This is a genomic window from Stenotrophomonas hibiscicola ATCC 19867 (assembly GCF_000382065.1).
Taxonomy (GTDB): domain Bacteria; phylum Pseudomonadota; class Gammaproteobacteria; order Xanthomonadales; family Xanthomonadaceae; genus Stenotrophomonas; species Stenotrophomonas hibiscicola.
Map to the genome: position 1 here is coordinate 99717 of NZ_KB907502.1, position 23747 is coordinate 123463.

Sequence of the window (23747 nt, forward strand, 5' to 3'; positions counted from 1 at the left end):
ATGGGGCTACGGACAGCACGAAAAACGTACGGGTGCACGATTCGGGGTTTACGGGCTTCCATTGCCCCCCGGGTGGCGCGCTATGCTCGGCGGCTCAGGGGAGGCGACGCACAGACGGCGCCAAGAGATTGTCATTTGTCCACGCATGCTGAACCGGCGGAAGAGTCACCACACGAGGCCGTGCTGAGCACGGCGCTGGTGCGCGCGTTGCATGCGCTTTTGCCGGAAACGGCCGTGGTTCGCGTTGGCTGGGACGACCCGCAGCTCGGTCGTGGCCAGGGCGGCTGGCCGTCGCCAGCAGTTGCCGGCCAGGTGGCCGCGGAGCCGGGAATCGGCGAGGGTCAGCATGGCTGGGAATACGACGGTGCGCGGTTGCTGTTGTCGGTAGCCGGGGCGGCGCCTTCGCCTGCATGGTGGGGGGTTGCCCGGCAGGCGATGGAACTGGCGCTGCAGCGCGGCCGCCAAGCCGGCCAGATCAAGGCACTGGAAGAGGCCGAGCGGCTGCAGCAGGCCCTGTTCCAGATTGCCGATCTGGCCGGTGCCGATCTGGAAATGCCCGAGATGCTGCGCCACGTGCATGGCGTGCTCGGCACGCTGATGTATGCCGAGAACTGCTACATCGTGGAATACGACGATGTGCGCGACCAGATCCGGTTCCTGTACTTTGCCGATCAGGTCGATGACTTCGTCGCCGATCCCACGCAGAGCCATGACGCCAGCGAGATGCCGCGCAGCCTGACCGTGGCGCTGCTGCGCCATGGCAAGCCGCTCAGTGGCCCTTCGCGCAAACTGCTGGCGCAGGTGATGGAACAGGAGCATGACCCGCAGCGCGGTCCCGAAAGCCTGGACTGGCTGGGCGTGCCGATGCTGCGCGACGGCCGCGTCTGCGGGGCCATCGTGGTTCAGAGCTATGAACAGGCCGCCCGCTACGGCGAGGCCGAGCGCGCACTGCTGGGCTTCGTCGCCCAGCACGTGCAGACCGCGATGGATCGGCGCCAGGCGCAGGTCCGGTTGGAACAGCAGGTGGCGCGGCGCACCCAGGAACTGCAGCGGGCCAACCACAGCCTGCAGGACGAGGTAGCCGAGCGTCGTCGTGCCGAACAGCTGCAGACCGCCCTGTACAACATCGCCGAAATGGCGATGTCGGCCGACAGCCTGGCTCAGTTCTACGGGCAGGTGCACGGCGTGGTCGGGCGCCTGCTCGACGCGCGCAATTTCTACATCGCCCTGGTCAACCCGGCCGGCAACGGCCTGGATTTCGTGTATTCGGTGGACGAGCACAATGCCAGCCGCGCGCCACGGCCCTTCAGCCGGGGCCTGACCGAATACGTGGTGCGCAACCGGCGCCCGCTGCTGGCCTCGCGCGCGCAGATCGATGCGCTGCTGGCCAGTGGCGAGGTGCGTGAATCCGGTGCACGTTCGCACTGCTGGCTGGGCGTGCCGCTGCTGCGCGACGACGAAGTGGTCGGCGCGATCGTGGTGCAGAGCTACAGCGAGAACAGCACGTTCAGCGTTCACGACCAGCGCCTGCTGACCTTCGTCGCCCAGAACATCGGTACCGGCCTGGCCCGTCAACGCGACCAGCAGCGGCTGCGTTCGGCGCATGCCGAACTGGAAAAGCGCGTGGAAGAACGTACCCGCGAGCTGGCCGAGGTCAACGAAAAGCTGCTCGGGCAGATCGGCGAGCGGCTGCGGGCCGAGCAGCGGCTCACCCATCAGGCCATGCACGATGCGCTGACCGGCCTGCCCAATCGCCTGCACCTGCTGGATCGACTGCAGGATGCGCTGGTGCTGGCCAGGCGTGAGGGTGGCCCGGTGTTCGCCGTACTGTTCCTCGATCTGGATCGCTTCAAGCTGGTCAACGACAGCATCGGGCATGCCGCCGGCGACCGCATGCTGGAGGAAGTGGCCAAGCGCATCGTATCGATGGCCGGCGCCGACGACGTGGTGGCACGGCTGGGCGGTGATGAATTCGCGGTGCTGCTGCAATGCCCGCAAGGTCTGGCCCAGGCACTGGATTTCGGCCAGCGGCTGCTGCTGGCGTTGCAGGAATCGATGTGGATCGCCGGGCGCGAACTGTTTCCGTCCGGCAGCCTGGGCATTGCCCTGTGGAATCCGCGCTACCGCACCGGAGAAGAGCTGCTGCGCGATGCGGATGCGGCCATGTACCGGGCCAAGGCGCAGGGCCATGACCGCTGTGCGATTTTCGACGAGGACATGCGCGAAGAAGCCATGCGCAGCCTGGACCTGGAAGCCGACCTGCGCCGTGCGATCAACAACCGCGATTTCGTACCGTTCTACCAGCCGATCGTGCGCTTGTCCGACGGTGAAGTGGTCGGCCACGAGGCGCTGCTGCGCTGGCAGCATGAGCGCCGTGGCCTGCTGCTGCCCGGCGCGTTCCTGGAGCTGGGCGAGGAAAGCGGCCTGATCGAGCAGGTCGACTGGCTGATCTACGAACAGGTGATCATTGGCCTCGCCGAAGGCGGGCACAGCTATGTATCGGTCAACGTATCACCGCGGCATTTCCGCTCTGCAGAGTTCAGCGGCCGCCTGTTCGGCCTGCTGGACGCATACGGGGCCGATCCGCAGCGGCTGCGGCTGGAAATAACCGAGGTGGCGCTGCTGGATGATGCCCCGCACACCCTGCGCATCCTGCAGGGGCTGCGCGAGCGCGGCATCCAGGTGCAGCTGGACGATTTCGGTACGGGCTTCTCCGCGCTGTCCTACCTGCACCGTTTCCCGATCAGCACGTTGAAGATCGACCAGAGTTTCATCGCTGGCCTGCATGGGCCGGAAGTGCAGAGCACGCGCGCGCTGGTCGAGGGCGTGCTGTCGCTGGCGCGCACGCTGGGCATCGAAACCATCGGCGAAGGAATCGAGACCGAGGCGCAGCGGCAGACCCTGCGCGAACTGGGTTGCGACTACGGCCAGGGCTACCTGTTGGGGCGGCCCGCCCCGTGGTCGCACGCGGCGGCCTGAGCCCACCGCGTGCGGCTGCATCAACGCAGGGCAGCGCGACGCTTCTCGTCGATCCACTTCGAGGCCTGGGCCGGCTGGTAGTTCTGCATCCACTCCAGCATCGCTTCGATGTCCGAGCCGTACCACAGGTCCTGGCGCTGGTCCGGGTGCAGGAAGCGCTCTTCCACCATGCGATCGATCATGCCGATCAGCGGGGCGTAGAAACCTTCCACATCGAGGAAGGCGCACGGCTTGTTGCCGATGCCCAGCTGGCGCCAGGTCAGCATTTCAAAGATCTCTTCCATGGTGCCGAAGCCGCCGGGCAGGGCGACGAAGCCGTCAGCAAGATCGAACATGCGCGACTTGCGCTCATGCATCGAACCGACGATCTCCAGTTCGGTCAGGCCGCGGTGGGCCACTTCCCAGTCGGCCAGCTGGCGCGGGATCACGCCGGTCACCTCGCCGCCAGCGGCGAGCACGGCATTGGCCACGGTTCCCATCAGGCCGACGTTGCCGCCGCCATACACCAGGCGCAGGCCGTCGCGGGCAATGCGGTCGCCCAGGGCAATGGCGCGTTCGGTGTAGGCCGGCTTGCTGCCAGCGTTGGAACCACAGTACACACAGATCGATTTCATGGATCTTCCTGTCTCTTGGCCGGAAACGAAAACGCCCCGTCGCCAACCGCAGGGCGGTCGGGGACGGGGTGTCCTTGGATTATGAGCCCTTCTGTAGAGCCGAGCCATGCTCGGCTGCTCTTCGTTCAGATCGCGGCAAAGGCCGAGTCGAGCATGGCTCGACTCTACAAACGCCAAGCAGGCTTACGCGGCAGCGGCCTGTTCGCGGCGCGGGCCTTCACGCAGGGCACGGCCGACCATCCCCACCAGCAGGTCCAGCTCCTCGCTGTCCATGCCGAAGTGCGGGGTGAAGCGCAGCGAGTTCTCGCCACCGTGGATCACGTTGATGCCGTGCTGGCGCAGCCATTCTTCGGTGGAATTGGCGCCGTAGCACTTGAACTGCGGCGCCAGCTCGCAGGAGAACAGCAGGCCGGTACCCTGCACCTTGGTGATCAGGCCGCCCAGCTCGTTCTTCAGCTGCTCCAGCTTGCGTACGGCTTCGGCGCCACGTTCGGCAATGTTGGCGCGCACCTGTGGGGTCAGCTGGGCCAGGGTGGCGCAGGCCACGTCCAGCGCACGCGGGTTGCTGGTCATGGTGTTGCCGTAGATGCCCTTGCGGTACAGCTGCGCGGCATGCTCGGTCACCGCCAGCACCGACAGCGGGTACTGCGCGGCGTTCAGCGCCTTCGAATAGGTTTCCATGTCCGGCGGGTCCAAGCCTTCGAAGCCCGGGTAATCGACCACCGAGAGCACGCCATGCGCGCGCAGGCCGGCCTGGATCGAGTCGAGCAGCAGCAGGCTGCCATGCGCACGGGTCAGTTCGCGGGCCACGGCGTAGAACGACGGCGGCACCGAGCGGCCCGGGTCGCCTTCGCCCATCACCGGCTCCAGGAACACCGCCTCGATGAACCACTGGTTGCGTGCGGCGTCCTCGAACACCTTGCGCAGGCCGGCCTCATCGTACGGCGCCACGGTGATCACCGAATCCTCGCCACGGTAGCTGGCCAAGTGCTGCATGTAGCTCTTGCGGCTGGAATCGGAATACAGGGCAGGGCGGTCGGTACGGCCATGGAAGCTGCCCTTGACCACCACGCGCTTGATCGCAGCGCCAGCGTGGCGCGCACCCGGGTCGGTCTGCAGCTTGGCGTTGACGTCGGCGATGCGCGCGGCCAGGCCGACCGCTTCGGAGCCGGAATTCAGGCACATGAAACGGGCGAATGGGCAGCCGCCACGGCGATGGCCGATCTCGGCGCGCAGGGCGGTGATGAAGCGCTGCTGCGACAGGCTGGGGGTCATGATGTTGGCCATCACCTGCGGGCGGGCCATTGCCTCCAACACGGCGTCCGGGGTGTGCCCGAAGCCGAGCATGCCGTAGCCGCCAGCGTCGTACAGCACGGCGCCCTTCAGGGTGACCACCCACGGGCCGCGCGCAGCCAGTGCCACGTACGGGGTCACCGCGTCATCGGCGTAGAAGTTGACGAAACCATCCTGCATCGCGTCGATCTGCGCCTGTTCGTCCTGCGCCAGCAGCGGCCCCAGGTCGGCCTGCACGCGCGCGAATTCCTCGGCGGCGGCGTCCACCGCGGCGATCAGCTGCGGGTGGTTGGCGGACAGGGCGGTCAGCGTGGCGTCGTCCAGGCCGGAGGTGAGGCGGGTGCCGGGCTGGGCGCGCAGGGGGGCGAGGCGTTCGATGAAGCTCATTGCAGATCTCCTGAAACGATGGGTCGCACGGGCCTTCAAATGCAAAACGCGCGTCATCACGCGCGCTTGGGGGCAGGCTCGTGCAGCGGACTTCCAACTCGATGCTAGCACTTGTTTTTTTGCGCGATAACCCCGCAGAAACCTGCTGCATAGCAGCATTTTGCGCGACGTTCGCCGCGAAGCGCGCCGGCTCGCAGACGCTGGACGTACAATGCGCGCCATTGTCGACCTGTTGCCGCCCACTGCCTTGAAGAAGTCCGATTTCCACTACGACCTGCCGGCTGAACTGATCGCGCAGGCTCCCCTGGCCGAACGCTCCGCCAGCCGCCTGCTGCTGGTACCGCCGGCACCTGCCGTCTTCACCGACCTGCAGGTGCGTGACCTGCCGTCGCTGCTGCAGCCGGGCGACCTGCTGGTGTTCAACGACACCCGGGTGATTCCGGCGCGCCTGTTCGGGCAGAAGGCCAGCGGCGGCCGCGTGGAGATCCTGATCGAGCGCCTGCTCGGCGGTCAGCAGGCGCGTGCGCAGGTCGGCGCCAGCAAGTCGCCGAAGGCCGGCAGTCGCATCGCGCTGGATGCCGGTGGCGAAGCCGAGGTGCTGGGCCGCGATGGCGAGTTCTACGTGCTGCAGTTCCATGTGCCGGAGTCGCTGGAGCAGTGGCTGCTGCATGCCGGCCGCCTGCCGTTGCCGCCCTACATCCAGCGCGAGCCGGGCGTGGACGACCGCGAGCGGTACCAGACCGTGTTCGCGCGCGAGGTAGGCGCGGTGGCGGCACCGACCGCCGGCCTGCATTTCGACGAACCGCTGCTGGCCGCGCTGAAGGAGAAGGGCGTGGACTTCGGCCATGTCACCCTGCACGTGGGGGCGGGCACCTTCCAGCCGGTGCGCGCCGATGACCTGAAGGACCACGTGATGCACCGCGAGTGGCTGAACGTCGGCGCCGAACTGGTGCAGCAGGTGCGGCGCACGCGCGCCGCCGGCGGCCGGGTGATCGGCGTCGGCACCACCGTGGTACGCGCGCTGGAAAGCGCGATGCGCGATGGCGAGCTGCTGCCGTTTGCCGGTGAAACGCAGATCTTCATCACCCCGGGCTACCGCATCCGCAGCGTCGACGCGATGGTGACCAACTTCCACCTGCCGGAAAGCACGCTGCTGATGATGATCTCCGCGTTTGCCGGCAAAGAACGCGTGTTCGAGGCCTACCGGCACGCGATCGAGCAGCGCTACCGCTTCTTCAGCTACGGCGACGCGATGCTGCTGTTCCCGCAGGCGGGGGTAGGGCGCTGACCTCTGCCTGCTTGTGGTGGGTGCGCACCGTTGGTGCGCACTTGCAGGTGCCTGGAGACCAGGAAAGCCACGCAAGGCGTGGCTCTACTGCCCAGGTAGATCCACACCATGCGTGATGAATCCGGTAGCCCCGGCCATCCCGGGCAAACCGCTCCGCCGGGCATGGCCCGGCGCTACCGGAGCAGGGAGGGCGGTTTTGGGAGACAATGGGCAACTATTTGCCCGAATGACCGCTCCATGTCCCGATTGCAGTTCCAGCTCCAGACCCGCGACGGCCGTGCCCGCCGTGGCCGCCTGACCTTCCCGCGTGGCACGGTGGAAACGCCGGCCTTCATGCCGGTGGGGACCTATGGCTCGGTCAAGGGCATCCTGCCGGACCAGGTGCGGGCGCTGGGCGCCGAGATCATCCTCGGCAACACCTTCCACCTGTACCTGCGCCCGGGCCTGGACATCATCGCCGACCACGGCGGCCTGCACGGCTTCTGCCGCTGGGATGGCCCGATCCTGACCGATTCGGGTGGTTTCCAGGTGTTCTCGCTGGCCCACCGCCGCAAGATCACCGAGCAGGGCGTGACCTTCGCCTCGCCCACCGATGGTGCCCGCGTGTTCCTGGGCCCGGAAGAGAGCATGAAGATCCAGAAGGTGCTCGATTCGGACGTGGTGATGATCTTCGACGAGTGCACCCCTTATCCGGCCACCGAGGATGTGGCGCGCCGCTCGATGGAGCTGAGCCTGCGCTGGGCCCAGCGCAGCCGCAACGCGCATGACGAGCTCGGCAACGACGCGGCCCTGTTCGGCATCGTCCAAGGGGGCGTGCACACCGATCTGCGCAGCCGTTCGGCCGATGCCCTGCAGGCGATCGGCTTCGACGGCTATGCCATCGGCGGCCTGGCCGTGGGCGAGCCGGAGCACGAGCGCAACGCCATGCTCGACCACCTGGACCCGGAGCTGCCAAGCGACCGTCCGCGCTATCTGATGGGTGTGGGCCGGCCGGAGGACCTGGTCGAGGGTGTCGCACGTGGCGTGGACATGTTCGACTGCGTGATGCCGACCCGCAATGCGCGCAACGGCCATTATTTCACCTCGTTCGGCACCGTCCGCATCCGTAATTCCCATTACGCGCGCGACATGGACCCGATCGAGCCGGGCTGCGGCTGCGTGGCCTGCACCGGTGGCTATACCCGTTCCTACCTGCGCCACCTGGACCGCTGCAACGAGATGCTGGCGCCGATGCTGGGCACCCTGCACAACCTGTTCTATTACGAAAAGCTCATGGCCGACATCCGTGCGGCCATCGAGGCGGGAACCTTCCTGGCCTTCCGTGAGTCTTTCTACGCGGCACGCGGGGCGGTGGCCCCGCCCCTCTAACCCGGACGCCCCCTGCCAAACGGTCCAAGGACGAACGCCCGGGGCCGTGGCATACTTCAAGGCTGACCCAGATCCGCGGTCGACACCTCGTGCCCGTGAAACGGCCGAAGCGCCGCCCAACCAAAGGACCAACGATGAACCTGCTTGCCTTCCTGATTCCCGCCGCCCACGCCCAGGCCGCCGGCGGCCAACCGCAGGGCATGGGCCTGACCACGCTGCTGTTCCCGGTCATCCTGATCGCCATCATGTACTTCCTGATGATCCGCCCGCAGATGAAGCGGCAGAAGGAGCACAAGGCCATGCTGGAGAAGATCAAGCGTGGCGATGAAGTGCTGACCAACGGCGGCATCGCCGGCATCGTCACCGACATCGGCGACAACTTCATCACCATTGAAGTGGCTGACAACGTGCGCATCCGCGTGCAGAAGGGCGCTGTCGGCAACGTGCTGCCGGCCGGTACCCTGAAGTCGGCCCAGTAAGCCACTCCCTTTCCGATGCACAACCGCGGCGCCGGGGATGGCGCCGCGCGGGACCCAAGCAATGCTCGAATTTCCACGCTGGAAGTACGTCGTCATCCTGATCGTACTGGCGCTCAGTGCGCTGTATGCGCTGCCCAACATCTACCAGAAGGACCCGGCCGTCCAGATCACCGCCAACCGTGGCGGGCAGATCGATGATGCGCTGCGCGACCGTGTGCTGGCCGACCTGAAGAAGGCCGGTATCACTCCCGTCGGCGCCGAGAAGGAAGGGGAAAGCCTGATCGTCCGCCTGCCGGACCTGAAGGCGCAGTCCGCCGCCAGCGACGCCCTGCGTGACACCGTCGGCGAGAACTACACCGTGGCCCTGAACCTGGCCTCGACCGTGCCGGACTGGCTGGCCAAACTCGGTGGCCGCCCGATGGTGCTCGGCCTGGACCTGCAGGGCGGCGTGCACTTCGTGCTGCAGGTTGACCAGAAGGCTGCCCTCGACAAGCGTCTGGACGCCTACACCGAAGACGTGCGCAGCACGCTGCGCGACGCCCGCATTCCGTACCAGTCGGTGGAACGACGTGCCGACAACAGCATCGTGGCCAACCTGAGCCCGTCCGCCGGCGACGACGCCGCGCAGCGTGCGCGCGCCGCCCTGGTGAAGGCGCAGCCGACGCTGGGCTATGACGTCAGTGGCAACCGCATCACGGTCACCGTGCCGGAGACCGAGATCACCCAGATCGCCAATGGCGCCATCGAGCAGAACATCAACACCCTGCGCAACCGTGTGAACCAGTTGGGCGTGGCCGAACCGATCATCCAGCGGCAGGGTGCAGACCGCGTGGTCGTGCAGCTGCCGGGTGTGCAGGACACCGCCGAAGCCAAGCGCATGATCGGCGCCACCGCCACCCTGGAGTACCGCGCGGTGGTCGAGGGCAATGCGCAGGACGCCATCAATTCCGGCCGCATCCCGCCGGAGGCGAAGGTGTACCAGCGTCGTGACGGCCTGGGCCCGGTGCTGCTGAACAAGCGCGTGATCGTCACCGGTGACCAGATGGTCGGCGCGCAGGCGGTGACCGATCCGAACAGTGGCTCTCCGGCCGTCAGCGTGACGCTGAACAATGTCGGCGGCCAGCGCATGTTCGACTTCACCAGCGCCAACGTGAACAAGCCGATGGCGGTGGTCTACACCGAGCGCGTGCCGACCGTGACCGTCGTCGACGGCCAGGAAGTGCGTGGCTTCAAGGTCAACGAGGAAGTGATCTCGGTGGCCAACATCAATGGTGTGTTCGGCAAGAACTTCCAGACCACCGGCCTGCAGAAGAAGGAAGCCGAGGACCTGGCCAAGCTGCTGAAGTCGGGTTCGCTGGCTGCGCCGATGGACTTCGTCGAGGAGCGCGTGGTCGGCCCGAGCCTGGGCGCCGAGAACGTCAAGAACGGCATGCGCGCGGTCGTGTTCGCATTCCTGTTCACCCTGGTGTTCTTCAGCATCTACTACCGCATGTTCGGTGTGATCACGTCGGCGGCGATGCTGTTCAACCTGCTGATCGTGGTGGCGGTGATGTCGCTGTTCGGCGCGACCATGACCCTGCCGGGCTTCGCCGGCCTGGCGTTGTCGGTCGGCCTGTCGGTGGACGCCAACGTGCTGATCAACGAGCGTATCCGAGAAGAGCTGCGTGCCGGCGTGCCGGGCAAGACCGCGATCGTGACCGGTTACGAGCGTGCTTCGGGCACCATCCTCGACGCCAACCTGACCGGCCTGATCGTCGGTGTGGCGCTGTTTGCATTCGGTACCGGTCCGCTGAAGGGCTTCGCGCTGACCATGATCATCGGTATTTTCGCCTCCATGTTCACCGCGATCACCGTGTCGCGTGCGCTGGCGACGCTGATCTACGGTCGCCGCAAGAAGCTCCAGAACGTGGCCATCTGACGGGACGACACGCACATGAAACTGTTTCCGCTGCACATCCTCCCGAACGACACCAAGATCGACTTCATGCGCTGGCGCCATGTCGCCATGGCAGTCACCATCGTGGTGTTCCTGGCCTCGGTCGCCATCATCGGCATCAAGGGCTTCAACTACGCACTGGACTTCACCGGCGGCACCCTGATCGAAGCCCGCTTCGACAAGGCGGTGGACGTCGAGCAGGTCCGTACCAAGCTGGAGCAGAACGGCTTCGACGGTGCCCAGGTGCAGAGCGTCGGTGGCAACACCGATCTGCTCATCCGCCTGGCGCCGCACGGCGAGCATGCGCCGGGTACCGGTGATGCCGCTGCCGAGGACAAGGCCACTGCCGCTGCCGTGGTGAAGGCACTGTCCACGGCTGACAACCAGGCCACCGTGCTGCGCAACGAGTTCGTCGGCCCGCAGATCGGCAAGGACCTGGCGATGAATGGCCTGTACGCCACCATCTTCATGCTGGCCGGCTTCCTGATCTACATCGCGGTGCGCTTCGAATGGAAGTTCGCGGTCACCGCCAGCATCGTGGCGATGTTCGACCTGATCGTGACGGTGGCTTACGTGTCCTTGCTGGGCCGTGAGTTCGACCTGACCGTGCTGGCCGGCCTGCTCTCGGTGATGGGCTTTGCGATCAACGACATCATCGTGGTCTTCGACCGCGTCCGCGAGAACTTCCGCAGCCTGCGCGTGGACTCGATGGAAGTGCTGAACCGCTCGATCAACCAGACGCTGTCGCGTACGGTGATCACCGCGGTGATGTTCTTCCTGTCCGCGCTGGCCCTGTACCTGTACGGTGGCAGCTCGATGGAAGGCCTGGCCGAGACGCACATGATCGGTGCAGTGATCGTGGTGCTGTCCTCGATCCTGGTGGCGGTGCCGATGCTGACGATCGGTTTCCTGCGCGTCAGCAAGCAGGACCTGCTGCCGAAGGCGAAGGACGTCGAGGCCCTGGCCCGTCGTCCGTAAGCGTCCCGCTGCACGCAACACGCAGAGAACCCCGCGCAAGCGGGGTTTTTTGTTGGCAGGGCTTGCAGCCCTGCACCTGCAGAGGCAACAGCAACAGCAACAGCAACAGCGGGCATTCCGTGGATTGGTGGGGCGGTGTCGGAGTGCGGGGGCGCCGCAAGTACGTCCCTGTAGGCTTGGCAGCCGCTTGCTCGTGCGCGCAGTCCTGCGCGCACGGCAAGACCGGGGTTGGGCGTCCTGCCCAACCCGCCCGAGGCATGCCTCGGGCCCATGCGGCTGACACCCCGCACTCCGACACCGCCCCGCCTCTGACAGATCCCCACGGCTGTGGGTAGGTGTCGACCTTGGTCGACACATTTGTCAGATATCGAAACAATTCTGGGGTCAGATCCGTTTTCCTTCGAAAAACGGATCTGACCCCAAGAGCTGTTCCGACAGATCGCGGAAGACAGTCAAAGGCGGGGTGGGTCCGGTTGCGGGGGTGTCCGCGGCATGGATGCCGCGGCCAAGCCCCCATGGACGGGTTAACGGCGTCCCCCGCAACCGGACCCACCCCGCCAACCCACAGGAACCCAGCTTCTGCCGTTGACGTTGCCTCTGCGGGTGCAGGGTGCAACCCTGCAAAACAAACACCACCCTACGGCAGCGTCGGTTGTGCATTCGGCCCCCGCACACTACGATCCTGCGGTTCGCGCGCACAGGCGCGCGCCCGTATTCCTGCTGAGCGCCCCGTGCGCCGCATCTGCCAACCCGAGGTATCCATGGTCATCAAACCGCGTGTCCGCGGCTTCATCTGCGTCACTACCCACCCGACTGGCTGCGAAACCGCGGTCAAGCAGCAGATCGACTACATCCGCGCCCGCCCGCCGATCCAGAACGGCCCCAAGCGCGTGCTGGTGATCGGCGCCTCCACCGGCTACGGCCTGGCCGCACGCATTACCGCCGCGTTCGGCAGTGGCGCGGCAACGCTGGGCATCTTCTTCGAACGCCCGGGCAGTGAATCCAAGCCGGGTACCGCCGGCTGGTACAACTCGGCCGCGTTCCACAAGTACGCCGACGAAGCCGGCCTGTATGCCAAGAGCATCAACGGCGATGCCTTCTCCGATGAGGTGAAGGCGAAAACCATCGAGATGATCAAGGCCGATCTCGGCCAGGTCGACCAGGTCGTGTACAGCCTGGCTGCACCGCGCCGCAAGCACCCCAAGACCGGCGAGATCATCAGCTCCACGCTGAAGCCGATCGGCGAGCCGATCACCCTGCGTGGCCTGGATACCGACAAGGAAGTGATCACCGAGACCACTCTGCAGCCTGCCACGCCGGAAGAGATCGCCGGCACCGTTGCGGTGATGGGTGGCGAAGACTGGCAGATGTGGATCGACGCGCTGGCCGATGCCGGCGTGCTGGCCAACGGCTGCACCACCACGGCCTTCACCTACGTGGGCGAAGAGATCACCCAGGCGATTTACTGGAACGGCTCGATCGGCGCCGCCAAGAAGGACCTGGACACCAAGGTGCTGGGCCTGCGCGAGAAGCTGGCGAAAATCGGCGGCGACGCGCGCGTGTCGGTGCTGAAGGCCGTGGTGACCCAGGCCAGCTCGGCCATTCCGACCATGCCGCTGTACCTGTCGCTGCTGTTCAAGGTGATGAAGGAAAAGGGTACTCACGAAGGCTGCATCGAGCAGCTCGACGTGCTGTACGACATCCTTTACGGCGGCAGGGCCGATGGCACGGCGGTCGACCGCCTGCGCCACGATCTCGTCGATGGCGATGGCCACACCGTTGCGCTGGTCGACGAGGAAGGCCGCCTGCGTGCCGACTACAAGGAAATGGCGGCGGACGTGCAGGGCAAGGTGGTCGCGCTGTGGCCGCAGGTGACCAACGAGAACCTGTACGAAATCAGCGACCTGGCCGGTTACAAGGCCGACTTCCTGCGCCTGTTCGGTTTTGGCGTGGAGGGCGTCGACTACGAGGCCGACGTCAATCCGGACGTGAAGATCGACAACCTGGTCGACATGACCTGATCAACGAAAAGGCCGGCGAAAGCCGGCCTTCTCTTTGTGTAGAGCCGAGCCATGCTCGGCTGCTCTTCGCTTGAGTCCCGCAGCCGAGCATGGCTCGGCTCTACAGAGAGGCATCACCCGAATTCGAACCCCATCTCCGGCAACGCCGGGCCGACGAAATCGCCCTGCACGTAATCCACGCCGGCACTGAACAGCAGGGTCATCGAATTGGCGTCGCTGACGAACTCGGCGATGGTGCGGATACCGGCCTCCTGCGCGCGTGCGGTAATCTGGCTGATGCGGTCGATGTTCTCGCGGGTGGCCGCCAGATCGCTGGTGAAACCGCGGTCCAGCTTGAGGAACTGCGGCTGGAAGTGGGCGAGCAGCTGGAACGAATCCAGTCCGGAACCGAACTGTTCCAGGCCGATGCGGCAGCCCAGGGGCGCCACTTCAGCAAGGAACTGCTGCGCACTGCGCAGGTGGGTGAACACCTTGGCTTCCGGCGCATGCAGCCACAGCCGTTCGCCGGGTACACCCTGCGCCTGCAGCTCGCGGCGCAGGGTGGCGATCATCTGCGGGTCATCGAACGATTCCGGCGTGACCTTCACCAGCACCTGGGTGGCATGACCCGCACGCGCGCGTTCACCCAGCACCGCGATCGCCTGCGAGACCACCCAGCGGTTGATGTCGGCCAGCAGCCCGTGTTCTTCGGCGATGCCCAGGAACGCGGTCGGGCTCAGCAGTTCGCCATTGTGTTCCAGGCGCAGGTAGGCCTCGTAAAGCTCCAGTGGCTCGCCCTGCAGGTTCAGCACCGGCTGGTAGTGCAGCTGGAAGCCGTCGCCAGCCAGCGCCTCGCGGATGCGGGCGACCCAGCGCAGCACGCGCTCTTCCTCGACCCGGTCGGCGGCGGCCGGGTCGAAGATGCGGCAGGTGTTGCCCAGTTCGGCGGCGGCCTGCGTGCATTCGCTCGCGCGTGCCAGCACCTGGCCGATGCTGGCGATCTTCTCGCCCACCTGCACGCCACCGATGCTGACCGTTACCGTGGCCGAACGCGCGCCGATGCTGAAGACGTGTGCGGCGTAGGCTTCGCGGATGCGCTCGGCCAGCGCCACGGTCTGCGCGTAGGGCCCGGCCTGCAACACGGCGAAATTGTGTTCGCCGAAGCGGGCCAGTTGCGCGTCCGCGCCAACTACTTCGGCCAGCAGGGCGGCGAGGGCGCCGATCAGCGTATCGGCCGAGGCCAGGCCGATGTCCGGCAGCAGGCGCGCATAGTGGTCCGGCTCGATCAGCAGCAGTCCGAACTGGCCCTCGCTGCGCCCGGCCTGGGCCACTGCGCTTTCCAACTGCAGCATGAAGGTCGGTCGGTTGAGCAGGCCGGTCACCTGGTCACGCTGGCGCAGGTCCTCGACCTCGCGTGCCAACTCGGGATCGAACTCCATGCGGCGGCGGAGCACCACCTGCAGGCAGGATTCGCCCTCGTAGGTGGCGGCGGTGAATTCCATCGTCGCCGGGAACGCACTGCCATCCTGGTGGCGCGCGTCGAGCTGGTACTGCGGCGGCGGCGCTTCGCCGCGGCTGAGGCCCTTCAGCAGCTGCTTGAAGCCTTCCACGTGCTGCGCGGCAACCATGTCCAGCAGCGAGATGCCTTCGATATCGTCGAAATGCTCGTAACCGAACATCTCCAGGTAAGCGTCGTTGGCACGGATGTGCATGCCTTCATGCACGTAGGCGATGGGATCGCGCGAGGAGGCAATCAGCGCATCGCAGCGGCGCTCGGTCTCACGCATCTGCGCCTCGATGCGGCGCAGGCCACGCCGTGCCTGCAGGTCCACCCACTGGTCACGGACCACGGCCAGCAGGTGCTCGGAACGCTGGCGCAGGGCGAGGGCACGGATGCCATGGCTGCTGGCCTGTACCAGTTCGTCTTCGTCGATGCGCTCGGCCAGCAGTACCAGCGGAATATCCTTGCCGCTGGCGGCAATATGCTGGGCCACCAGCGGCAGCGGAATGCCCTGCGAAGGCGAGGCCAGCACCAGGTCGATGGCCTGGCTGGCCAGCACCTGGGCCAGCTCGGCAGCATCCTGCGGGCGCCACGGACGCACCGCGATGCCGCTGTTGCGCAGGGTGCTGACGATGGCTTCGGCATTCTCGCCGCTGTCATCGACGATCAGCAGGCGGATGGTGATGTCGTTCGCGTTCTGCATGCACTGCTCCCCAATCTGCAAATCTAGATACACGATGCGCGCCGAACCGTCCATGCGCGCACCCCTTGCGCGCAACGAACGGCGATGTGGTTCACACCACGCCACCGGCCGCGTGGCCGCTGGCCCAGGCCCACTGGAAGTTGTAGCCGCCCAGCCAGCCGGTCACATCCAGCACCTCGCCGACGAAATGCAGGCCGGGTACGCGCTTGGATTCCATTGTCGAGGACGACACCTCGGCGGTATCCACGCCGCCCAGGGTGACTTCGGCGGTGCGATAGCCCTCGGTGCCGCTGGCCACCAGCGGGAACGCGCCCAGCAGCTGCGCGGCCTGGCGCAGCACCGGCTCGTCCAGCTGACGCACCGGGCGGTCCGGCAGCCAGTGCTCGCACAGGCGCTGCGCCAGCCGCTTGGGCATCACGTCGCCCAGCACGGTGCGCAGCTCGGCGGCGGGCCGCTCGCGCTTCATCTGGCGCAGCCACTCGCCCGCATCCTGGCCCGGCAACAGGTCCAGCTCCAGCGCATCGCCGGGCTGCCAGAACGACGAAATCTGCAGGATGGCCGGGCCGCTCACGCCGCGGTGGGTCAGCAGCATGAAGTTCTGGAAACTCTTTCCGTTGCAGCGCGCCTCGACCGGCAGTGCGACGCCGCTGAGGTCGGCCAGCCGCTCCTGGTGCTTGCCGCTCAGCGTCAGCGGGACCAGCCCGGCGCGGGTCGGCAGCACCTGGTGGCCGAACTGGCGGGCAATTTCGTAGCCGAAGCCGGTGGCGCCCATGCTCGGAATCGACAGGCCGCCGGTGGCAACCACCAGCGAGGCGCAATGGAACAGGCCCTGCGTGGTGTGCACGCGGAAACCATCGCTGCCGTGCTCGATGCGCTGCACGCTGCATTCGGTGCGGATCTGGGCACCGGCCGCCTGGCATTCGTCCACCAGCATCTTCACGATCTGCTTGGACGAGATGTCGCAGAACAGCTGGCCCAGTTCCTTTTCGTGATAGGCGATGCCGTGCTTGCTGACCAGCTCGATGAAGTGCCAGGGCGTGTAGCGCGCCAGCGCGGACTTGCAGAAGTGCGGGTTGGCCGACAGGAAGTTGGCCGGGGTGGTGCCGGTGTTGGTGAAGTTGCAGCGGCCGCCGCCGGACATCAGGATCTTCTTGCCGACCTTGTTGGCATGGTCGATCACCTGCACCTGGCGGCCGCGCTGGCCAGCCGTGATCGCGGTCATCAGCCCGGCCGCGCCGGCGCCGATGACCACCACGTCGCAACGGATCGTGCTCATGCCTTGGCGCGCTTGCGCCAGTTCGGGATCACGTCGAGCTGCATCTGATCGTTGAGCAGCTGCACTTCACCGTCCTGGATCAGCACGCTCCAGCGCATCGCGCGCTGGATCTGCTGGCCCCACAGTTCGACGAAGGCACCATCGAGGTCAACCACCGACAGGTTGTCGAAGCGCGCCAGGCCCTTGCCCTGCTTGCCCCACCAGATTTCCGAGGCGTTGCCGCCGTAATTGACCACCTGCACCTGTCGGCTGCGGTTGCTGGCCTTGCGGATGCGGGTTTCGTCGGGATGGCCCAGGTCGATCCATTGCAGGATGTCGCCGGTGTAGTCGTGTTCCCACAGGTCCGGCTCATCGTCGGTACTCAGGCCGCGGCCGAATTCCAGGCGGTCGCCGGCGTTCAGCGCGAAGGCGAGCAGGCGCACCATCAATCGTTCGTCGGTCTCGGACGGGTGCTGGGCCAGGGTCAGGTTGTGGGTCGCGTAGTAGCCGCGATCCATGTCGCTGATCTGCAGTTCGGCCTTGCGGATGGTGGCGGTAAGAGCCATGGGGGATCCGTGGACTAAAGACGTCAATGATAGAGGTTTGCTCCAAGGGTGTCCGTTGCCGGGCTGTCTGCGGGACGTCAACGTGGCACGCTTGCACGCTTTCCAGCCGCGGAAGTGGATGCGATGACCCTGCCCAGCCGCCTGCAGCTGCCACCCGGCCACTGGCCCAGCCTGCTTGATGGCCTGTGCGCACGGTTCCCGCGCATCGACCGTGCGCAATGGCAGGACCGGTTCGCGCGTGGCCGCGTGCAGGATGTGCAGGGCAGGGCGCTGTCGCCGGACATGCCCTGGCAGGTGGGGCTGGAGATCCGGTACTTCCGCGAAGTGGCCGACGAACCGGTGATTCCCTTCGCCGAAACCCTCCTGCATCTGGATGAGCACCTGCTGGTGGCCGACAAGCCGCACTTCCTGCCGGTGGCGCCAGCCGGCAGCTACGTGCGCGAAACCCTGCTGGCGCGCCTGGTCGCCCGCACCGGCAACACGGATCTGGTACCACTGCACCGCCTGGACCGGCTCACGGCGGGGCTGGTGTTGTTTTCGACCCAGCCGGCGACACGCGATGCCTATCAGCGCTTGTTCCGCGAGCGCCGCATTGAAAAGACCTACGAGGCGCTGGCACCGGCGCTGCCTGGGCTGGCGTTCCCGCTGCTGCGGCACAGCCGGCTGGCGCCAGACGAGCCGTTCTTCCGCATGGCTGAAGTGCCGGGCGAGCCCAATGCGCGCAGCCGGGTCGAACTGGTCGAAGCCGAGGGGGCGATCTGGCGCTACCGGCTGCTGCCGGAAACCGGCCGCAAGCACCAGCTGCGGGTGCACATGGCGATGCTGGGTGGGCCCATCGTGGGCGACGACCTGTATCCGCAGCTCAGAGTGCGCCCGGAGGGGGCGGACGAGCCGCCCCTGCAGCTGCTGGCGCAGGGCTTGGCCTTCAATGATCCGTTGAGCGGGGAGCGACGGCGCTTCCGCAGCCAGCACCGCTTGGTGCTGCCGGGTCAGGGCGACTAGGCCCGTTCAGCGGGCCGGTCGCCGCGCCAGCCAGCGGTCCAGCTCGGCGGCGAACAGCTGCCGGTCGCGCGGGCCCAGCGGCGGCGGGCCGCCGGTCTGCACCCCGGCGCCGCGCAGTTCCTCCATGAAATTGCGCATCGACAGCCGCTCGGCCATGTTGTTCGGGGTGTACAGCTGGCCGCGCGGGTTCAGCGCTACGGCCTTCTTCTCCAGCACCAGTGCGGCCAGCGGGATGTCCTGGGTGACCACCAGGTCACCGGGGGCCACCCGTTCGACGATGGCACTGTCGGCCACGTCGAGGCCCTGCGGCACCTGGATCGAGCGCAACCAGCGCGAGGGCGGGGTGCGGATCCACTGGTTGGCGACCAGGGTCAGTTCGATCCCGACCCGTTCAGCGGCCCGGAACAGGATGTCGCGAATGACGGCGGGGCAGGCGTCCGCGTCCACCCAGATACGGGGGAGGGCCAGTTCAGCTTGGGTTTCAGCTTCAGTCATTTACCCAGTGTAGGGTAGGAAAATCCTGAATGGGGGCTCAGGGTTAGCCTCGACCGGCTGCCAACCCTTGCCACGTCTAGCGGGCGGGGCCAGCCCATGAACGCCCCGGCTATCGCTTTTTGCAGAAAACACGCGTATCGTTGGCCCCACTGTGTTTGCTAGGGTCACCGTGAATCGTGGCCTGGTGCAGTTGATCTCACGATCCGCTCATCGATCCGCTTTACCAACGCCTGCAACTCAGTCTCGGCCCCGATACCCGGTGGCTGCGATTTTTTCAACATGTGTTTCAGGAGTTAGTCAAATGTCTGATCGTCAGACCGGCACCGTCAAGTGGTTCAACGACGCCAAGGGCTTCGGCTTCATCACCCCGGAAAGCGGCCCGGACCTGTTTGTGCACTTCCGTGCCATCCAGGGCACCGGCTTCAAGACCCTGCAGGAAGGCCAGAAGGTTACCTTCATCGCCGTCCAGGGTCAGAAGGGTATGCAGGCTGACCAGGTGCAGGCGGTCTAATCCGTCTGCTGCCGTTTGGTAGCCAGAACGCCGGAAGCGAAAGCTTCCGGCGTTTTTTTTTTGCCCGCTGTTCTGTAACGTCGAGCATGGCTCGACTCTACAAAAGGCATGCAGCCGGGCGCGCTAACATCGGGCGACTCCTTCCGTCGCGGAACCACCCATGCGCATCGTCCACCACCTTGAAAACTCCCGTTCCCTGCGCGTGCTGTGGATGCTGGAGGAGCTCGGGCTGGACTACGAACTGCGCCGCTATCCGCGTGATCCGAAGACGCTGCTGGCGCCGCCGGAGCTGCGCAACGTGCATCCGCTGGGCAAGTCGCCGGTGCTGCAGGATGGCGAGCTGGTACTGGCCGAGTCCGGCGCGATCCTCGACTACCTCGCTGACCGCTACGACACGCAGCGCCAGCTGTCGCCGTCACCGATGCCGGCCGATGGTGCCGAGCGCATCGCCTACCGTTACTGGCTGCACTACGCCGAAGGCTCAGCGATGCCGCCGCTGCTGTTGACCCTGGTGATGGGCCGCATCCGCAACGCGCCGATGCCGTTCTTCGCCCGCCCGATCGCGCGCAGCGTTGCCGACAAGGCCGAGCGCGGCTTCATTGGTCCGCAGCGGCGCCTGCACCTGGACTGGATGGAGCGCCGCCTGGCCGAAAGCCCCTGGTTCGCGGGTGATCGGTTCAGCGCAGCCGACATCCAGATGAGCTTTCCGATCCAGGCTGCGGCCGCGCGCGGCGGTGGCCTCGACGACAAGCCGGCGCTGCGCGGCTTTCTCAAGCGCATTGGCGAGCGCCCGGCCTACCAGCGCGCCGAGGCCCACGGTGGACATCTGCAGGCGCTGAGCGGCAATTGAGGCCGTCGGCCGTCGCCCCCATCTTCAACTCCATGGATAACGACAGCCCCCGTTTCGACAATCGCCTGCTGAATGCCCTGCCGGGTGACCCAGAGTCCGGCCCGCGCAGGCGTGAAGTGCTGGGCGCCGCCTGGTCGCCGGTGATGCCGACGCCCGTGGCGGCGCCCACGCTGTTGGCCTGGTCGCCGGAGGTGGCGGCGATGCTCGGCTTCGATGCCGATGAAGTGGAGAGCGATGGCTTCGCCGATGTGTTCGGTGGCAATGCGCTGTACCCCGGCATGCAGCCGTGGGCGGCCAATTATGGCGGGCATCAGTTCGGCCACTGGGCGGGGCAGCTGGGTGATGGCCGCGCGATCTCGCTGGGCGAACTGGTCGCACCCGATGGGTGTCATTGGGAGCTGCAGCTGAAGGGTGCCGGCCCCACCCCGTATTCGCGGGGTGCCGATGGCCGCGCGGTGCTGCGCTCGTCCATCCGCGAATTCCTGTGCAGCGAGGCGATGCATCACCTGGGCGTGCCGACCACGCGCGCGTTGTCGCTGGTCGGCACCGGCGAAGACGTGGTGCGTGACATGTTCTACGACGGTCATCCCCGCGCCGAACCCGGCGCCATCGTGTGCCGTGTATCGCCGTCGTTCCTGCGCTTCGGCTCATTCGAACTGCCGGCCTCGCGTGGTGAAACTGGCTTGTTGCGGCAGCTGGTCGACGCGTGCATCGCCCGCGACTTTCCGGAGCTCGAAGGGCAGGGCGAGCCGCTGTACGGTGACTGGTTCGCGCAGATCGCGGTGCGCACTGCCGAGATGATCGCGCACTGGATGCGCGTCGGCTTCGTGCATGGCGTGATGAACACCGACAACCTGTCCGTGCTAGGCCTGACGCTGGATTACGGTCCCTATGGATGGGTCGAGGACTTCGATCCGGACTGGACGCCGAACACCACCGATGCCCAAGGCCGGCGCTATCGTTTCGGCACCCAACCGCAGGTGGCGTACTGGAACCTGAGCCGACTGGCGCAGGCGTTGTCGCCATTGTTTGCCGATGTCGAACCGTTGCAAGCGGGACTGGCGGCGTACCAGTCCACGTTCGTTGCCTGCACCCGTCGCGATGCAGCGGCCAAGCTCGGCCTGGCAGCGGCGGATGATGAGGACCTGCAGCTCTACCTGCGCTGGCAGCAGCTGATGCAGGAGGGCAGCATGGACATGACGCTGGCCTGGCGCGCGCTGATGCGCGTTGATCCAACGTCGCCCGATGTGGGCGTGCTTGACGCGGTGTACTACGACGAGGCGCGCCAGCAGTCGGTGCAGGCACCGCTGCAGCAGTGGTTGCAGGACTACGCGGCGCGACTGCGCGTGGATCCGCTGTCGGCCAGCGAGCGCACGGCGAAAATGGCCGCGGCCAATCCGCTGTACGTGCTACGCAACTGGCTGGCCCAGGAGGCCATCGATCGCGCCGAGCAGGGCGACCTGGGCGGTGTTCACGCATTGCAGGACGTACTGCGTGACCCGTATACCGAACGCGCCGGGCTGGAGCACTTTGCCGGCAAGCGTCCGGCGTGGGCCGACAACCGCGCCGGCTGCTCGATGCTGTCCTGCAGTTCGTAGGGGTTTCTCTGCAGGGCTTGCAGCCCTGCACCCTCAGAGTCAACGTCAACGTCAAAACCCAGTGCGGCATTCCGTGGGATGGCGGGGTGGGTCCGGTTCACGGCGTCCCCGCGAATCCACAGTGCCCCGCTATCCCACAGAACGCCGCCTTTGACGTTGCTTCGGCTCGTAGCTGGTACAGGGCGGCGGCCCTGCCGAACCTCCCCTACAACGATGGTATCACCCATTCAGTGCGATATTCGCACGCGCAGTCGATTACCGCACTTGAATGGTGCAGTGCGATAAACCTAATTTCACTCCACAGTTTCGTAGCAGTCCAAGCGATCCACCCCTGGCGGGGCGAGGGCAGCAGCCGGTCCGGTGCTGAAGCCAGGTGCAGGGGAAGGCCGCAGGATTTCCCTTCACCTGTGCGGAGTGTTCGCATGTCCCGTTGTCTGTCCGTTGTTGCCCTGTCCCTGCTTGCCGTGTTGCCGACGCTGGCGCTGGCTTACCAGGCCGAGCCGCCGCGCGCGCCGCTGCAAGTGCTTCGCGTGGATCGCTATACCGACGACGCCAACGCCGGTTCGCTGCGCTGGGCGATCACCACCGCCAATGCCGCTCCGGGCCGCTACCGCATCGAGATTGACGCCGTCGGCGTTGCGCCCTACGTCATCAGGCCGGCCTCGCCGCTGCCGGAGATCAAGGGGCCGGTGCAGATCATCGGTACGTCCTGGGCGCGCGATGGCCAGTACATCGCCATCGATGGCTCGGCCTACGTCACCGGTACCGGTACCGATGCCTGCCCGGGCGCCGAGCCGGGGCAGTCCGGCACCAATGTGCGCACCACCACGCTGCCGGGCCTGGTCCTGCGCGATACGCAGGGCGTGGAGCTGGTCGGCCTGGAGATCCGCAACTTCTGCATCGGCGTGCTGGTCAACCGTTCCAGTCACAACGAGATCCATGACAACCGCATCGTCGCCAACAAGGGCGGTGCCGGCATCATGCTCACCGGCGACGATGGCAAGGGCCAGTCCACCGCCACCACTACCATGCACAACCGTATCGTGCGCAACGAATTCCTCGACAACGGCGACGGCCTGGAGCTGACCCGTGGCGCGGCCTGGAACCTGGTGGCCGACAACCTGTTCCAGTCCACCCCCGCCAATCCGGAACCCTCGCAGGGCATCGAGATCCTGTGGGGCAACGACAACAGCGTGGTCCGCAACCGCTTCGTCGATTATTCCGATGGCCTGCAGATCAACTGGGGCAACCGCAACTACATCGCTGCCAACACCTTCACCGGCAATTCGATCGGGCTCAGCATCACCGGCAGCGGCAACGTGGTCGATGGCAACACCATCACCGGCAACGGCATCGGGATTGGTGTGCGCCCGCAGCCGGTCAGCGCGCCGAACCGCTTCACTGCCAACCGCATCTACGGCAACGGCCTGCTGATCGAGCGCTGCGAAGCCGGCGGCGCCTGCATGAAGGGCCAGCCGCGCGGTGCCATCGTGTTCGGTGTGCCGGGCCTGGAGCACGCCAGCTTCGTCGGCTCGCGCGGCCGTGGCGTCGACAACGATCCGTCCAAGCGTGCGCACATCTGCACCGCTGCCGGCCAGGCCGACTGCCAGCCGCTGCCGAACCTCGGCCAGGCCGCGCCGCAGCTGACCGCCGTGCAGGGCAAGGGCGCGCAGCGCCAGCTCAACGGTCGTTTCAAGGGTGTGCCGGATTCCCACTACCAGGTGGAAGTGTTCGGCAACCGCGCCACCAACGGCCGCGAGGCCGAGTGGGTGCTGGGCAGCGTCGAAGCCCGCACCGATGCGCAGGGGCAGGGCAGCTTCACCTTCCCGCTCGGTACCGGGGCAGATGCTGCCGCTGCCGGCAGCCTGACCGCTACCGTCACCTCGGCGCAGGGCGCCACCTCCCCCCTGAGCGCGCCGCTGTCGCTGCGCTGATCACCTCCAC

The 23747-nt window shown here is 66.5% G+C and carries 18 protein-coding genes; 12 read left to right on the forward strand and 6 right to left on the reverse strand.

Translation table 11 applies throughout. The annotated features are described in order from the left end of the window. The first annotated feature begins 135 nt into the window (after positions 1-135). Positions 136-2979: a bifunctional diguanylate cyclase/phosphodiesterase gene (locus tag G370_RS0114585; RefSeq protein ID WP_019661255.1), complete on the forward strand. Its 2844-nt coding sequence runs from the start codon at positions 136-138 to the stop codon at positions 2977-2979. 20 nt (positions 2980-2999) lie between these two features. Here the strand turns inward: G370_RS0114585 and G370_RS0114590 are convergent, their stop codons facing one another. Both G370_RS0114590 and G370_RS0114595 read right to left on the reverse strand, forming a co-directional pair. Then, a complete protein-coding gene (locus tag G370_RS0114590; RefSeq protein ID WP_019661256.1) occupies positions 3000-3593 on the reverse strand; it encodes an LOG family protein in 594 nt (197 codons plus the stop codon). A 183-nt stretch (positions 3594-3776) separates the two neighbouring features. After that, positions 3777-5273, reverse strand: coding sequence for an aminotransferase class III-fold pyridoxal phosphate-dependent enzyme (locus G370_RS0114595; protein WP_019661257.1), 1497 nt, complete (start codon positions 5271-5273; stop codon positions 3777-3779). 211 nt (positions 5274-5484) lie between these two features. Between G370_RS0114595 and queA the strand changes: the two genes are divergently transcribed. The 6 genes from queA (at position 5485) to fabV (ending at position 13343) form a co-directional block, all read left to right on the forward strand. Continuing rightward, complete coding sequence (gene queA, locus G370_RS0114600) at positions 5485-6561, forward strand: tRNA preQ1(34) S-adenosylmethionine ribosyltransferase-isomerase QueA (protein WP_019661258.1); 1077 nt, start codon at positions 5485-5487, stop codon at positions 6559-6561. Between the two features lie 237 nt (positions 6562-6798). Next, entirely contained in the window at positions 6799-7929 is a 1131-nt protein-coding gene (gene tgt, locus G370_RS0114605) for a tRNA guanosine(34) transglycosylase Tgt (RefSeq protein ID WP_019661259.1), read from the forward strand. A 134-nt stretch (positions 7930-8063) separates the two neighbouring features. Beyond that, positions 8064-8408: a preprotein translocase subunit YajC gene (gene yajC / locus G370_RS0114610; RefSeq protein WP_005409257.1), complete on the forward strand. Its 345-nt coding sequence runs from the start codon at positions 8064-8066 to the stop codon at positions 8406-8408. 61 nt (positions 8409-8469) lie between these two features. Then, positions 8470-10326 carry a protein translocase subunit SecD gene (gene secD, locus G370_RS0114615; protein ID WP_019661260.1) on the forward strand — a complete coding sequence of 619 codons (1857 nt, stop codon included), beginning with the start codon at positions 8470-8472 and terminating at the stop codon, positions 10324-10326. A gap of 15 nt (positions 10327-10341) precedes the next feature. Then, entirely contained in the window at positions 10342-11322 is a 981-nt protein-coding gene (secF, locus tag G370_RS0114620) for a protein translocase subunit SecF (RefSeq protein WP_019661261.1), read from the forward strand. 761 nt (positions 11323-12083) lie between these two features. After that, positions 12084-13343 (forward strand): enoyl-ACP reductase FabV, encoded by a 1260-nt coding sequence (gene fabV / locus G370_RS0114625; protein WP_019661262.1) that lies wholly within the window; start codon positions 12084-12086, stop codon positions 13341-13343. A gap of 113 nt (positions 13344-13456) precedes the next feature. Here the strand turns inward: fabV and G370_RS0114630 are convergent, their stop codons facing one another. The 3 genes from G370_RS0114630 to G370_RS0114640 all read right to left on the reverse strand — a co-directional run bounded on the left by G370_RS0114630 (position 13457) and on the right by G370_RS0114640 (position 17347). After that, the gene (locus G370_RS0114630) at positions 13457-15526 is read right to left on the reverse strand and encodes an EAL domain-containing response regulator (protein WP_026347160.1); all 2070 of its coding nucleotides are present in this window, start codon (positions 15524-15526) and stop codon (positions 13457-13459) included. Positions 15527-15617: 91 nt separating this feature from the next. Further along, the gene (locus tag G370_RS0114635) at positions 15618-16802 is read right to left on the reverse strand and encodes a BaiN/RdsA family NAD(P)/FAD-dependent oxidoreductase (RefSeq protein ID WP_019661264.1); all 1185 of its coding nucleotides are present in this window, start codon (positions 16800-16802) and stop codon (positions 15618-15620) included. Further along, positions 16799-17347 (reverse strand): YaeQ family protein, encoded by a 549-nt coding sequence (locus G370_RS0114640; protein WP_019661265.1) that lies wholly within the window; start codon positions 17345-17347, stop codon positions 16799-16801. The genes G370_RS0114635 and G370_RS0114640 overlap by 4 nt, the downstream gene beginning before the upstream one ends. 123 nt (positions 17348-17470) lie before the next feature. Here G370_RS0114640 and G370_RS0114645 point away from each other — a divergent pair, with 123 nt between their 5' ends. Continuing rightward, complete coding sequence (locus tag G370_RS0114645; protein ID WP_019661266.1) at positions 17471-18349, forward strand: pseudouridine synthase; 879 nt, start codon at positions 17471-17473, stop codon at positions 18347-18349. Positions 18350-18355: 6 nt separating this feature from the next. Here the strand turns inward: G370_RS0114645 and G370_RS0114650 are convergent, their stop codons facing one another. Further along, entirely contained in the window at positions 18356-18844 is a 489-nt protein-coding gene (locus G370_RS0114650; RefSeq protein WP_019661267.1) for a YaiI/YqxD family protein, read from the reverse strand. A gap of 301 nt (positions 18845-19145) precedes the next feature. Between G370_RS0114650 and G370_RS0114655 the strand changes: the two genes are divergently transcribed. The 4 genes from G370_RS0114655 (at position 19146) to G370_RS0114670 (ending at position 23737) form a co-directional block, all read left to right on the forward strand. Beyond that, a complete protein-coding gene (locus G370_RS0114655) occupies positions 19146-19355 on the forward strand; it encodes a cold-shock protein (RefSeq protein ID WP_004153307.1) in 210 nt (69 codons plus the stop codon). A gap of 160 nt (positions 19356-19515) precedes the next feature. Then, positions 19516-20205 (forward strand): glutathione S-transferase family protein, encoded by a 690-nt coding sequence (locus G370_RS0114660; protein ID WP_019661268.1) that lies wholly within the window; start codon positions 19516-19518, stop codon positions 20203-20205. Positions 20206-20237: 32 nt separating this feature from the next. Further along, a complete protein-coding gene (locus G370_RS0114665; protein WP_019661269.1) occupies positions 20238-21803 on the forward strand; it encodes a protein adenylyltransferase SelO in 1566 nt (521 codons plus the stop codon). 422 nt (positions 21804-22225) lie between these two features. Then, positions 22226-23737, forward strand: a complete 1512-nt coding sequence (locus tag G370_RS0114670) for a right-handed parallel beta-helix repeat-containing protein (RefSeq protein ID WP_019661270.1) — start codon at positions 22226-22228, stop codon at positions 23735-23737. Positions 23738-23747: the final 10 nt, after the last annotated feature.

What these genes read in the sequence shown, in the direction of transcription:
- G370_RS0114640 (WP_019661265.1), bottom strand. Translation starts at nt 17,347, where the DNA reads ATGGCTCTTACCGCCACCATCCGCAAGGCCGAACTGCAGATCAGCGAC.
- G370_RS0114660 (WP_019661268.1), top strand. Translation starts at nt 19,516, where the DNA reads ATGCGCATCGTCCACCACCTTGAAAACTCCCGTTCCCTGCGCGTGCTG.
- fabV (WP_019661262.1), top strand. Translation starts at nt 12,084, where the DNA reads ATGGTCATCAAACCGCGTGTCCGCGGCTTCATCTGCGTCACTACCCAC.
- secF (WP_019661261.1), top strand. Translation starts at nt 10,342, where the DNA reads ATGAAACTGTTTCCGCTGCACATCCTCCCGAACGACACCAAGATCGAC.
- G370_RS0114665 (WP_019661269.1), top strand. Translation starts at nt 20,238, where the DNA reads ATGGATAACGACAGCCCCCGTTTCGACAATCGCCTGCTGAATGCCCTG.
- queA (WP_019661258.1), top strand. Translation starts at nt 5,485, where the DNA reads ATGCGCGCCATTGTCGACCTGTTGCCGCCCACTGCCTTGAAGAAGTCC.
- G370_RS0114590 (WP_019661256.1), bottom strand. Translation starts at nt 3,593, where the DNA reads ATGAAATCGATCTGTGTGTACTGTGGTTCCAACGCTGGCAGCAAGCCG.
- G370_RS0114655 (WP_004153307.1), top strand. Translation starts at nt 19,146, where the DNA reads ATGTCTGATCGTCAGACCGGCACCGTCAAGTGGTTCAACGACGCCAAG.
- G370_RS0114650 (WP_019661267.1), bottom strand. Translation starts at nt 18,844, where the DNA reads ATGACTGAAGCTGAAACCCAAGCTGAACTGGCCCTCCCCCGTATCTGG.
- G370_RS0114635 (WP_019661264.1), bottom strand. Translation starts at nt 16,802, where the DNA reads ATGAGCACGATCCGTTGCGACGTGGTGGTCATCGGCGCCGGCGCGGCC.
- G370_RS0114670 (WP_019661270.1), top strand. Translation starts at nt 22,226, where the DNA reads ATGTCCCGTTGTCTGTCCGTTGTTGCCCTGTCCCTGCTTGCCGTGTTG.
- yajC (WP_005409257.1), top strand. Translation starts at nt 8,064, where the DNA reads ATGAACCTGCTTGCCTTCCTGATTCCCGCCGCCCACGCCCAGGCCGCC.
- G370_RS0114595 (WP_019661257.1), bottom strand. Translation starts at nt 5,273, where the DNA reads ATGAGCTTCATCGAACGCCTCGCCCCCCTGCGCGCCCAGCCCGGCACC.
- secD (WP_019661260.1), top strand. Translation starts at nt 8,470, where the DNA reads ATGCTCGAATTTCCACGCTGGAAGTACGTCGTCATCCTGATCGTACTG.
- tgt (WP_019661259.1), top strand. Translation starts at nt 6,799, where the DNA reads ATGTCCCGATTGCAGTTCCAGCTCCAGACCCGCGACGGCCGTGCCCGC.
- G370_RS0114630 (WP_026347160.1), bottom strand. Translation starts at nt 15,526, where the DNA reads ATGCAGAACGCGAACGACATCACCATCCGCCTGCTGATCGTCGATGAC.
- G370_RS0114645 (WP_019661266.1), top strand. Translation starts at nt 17,471, where the DNA reads ATGACCCTGCCCAGCCGCCTGCAGCTGCCACCCGGCCACTGGCCCAGC.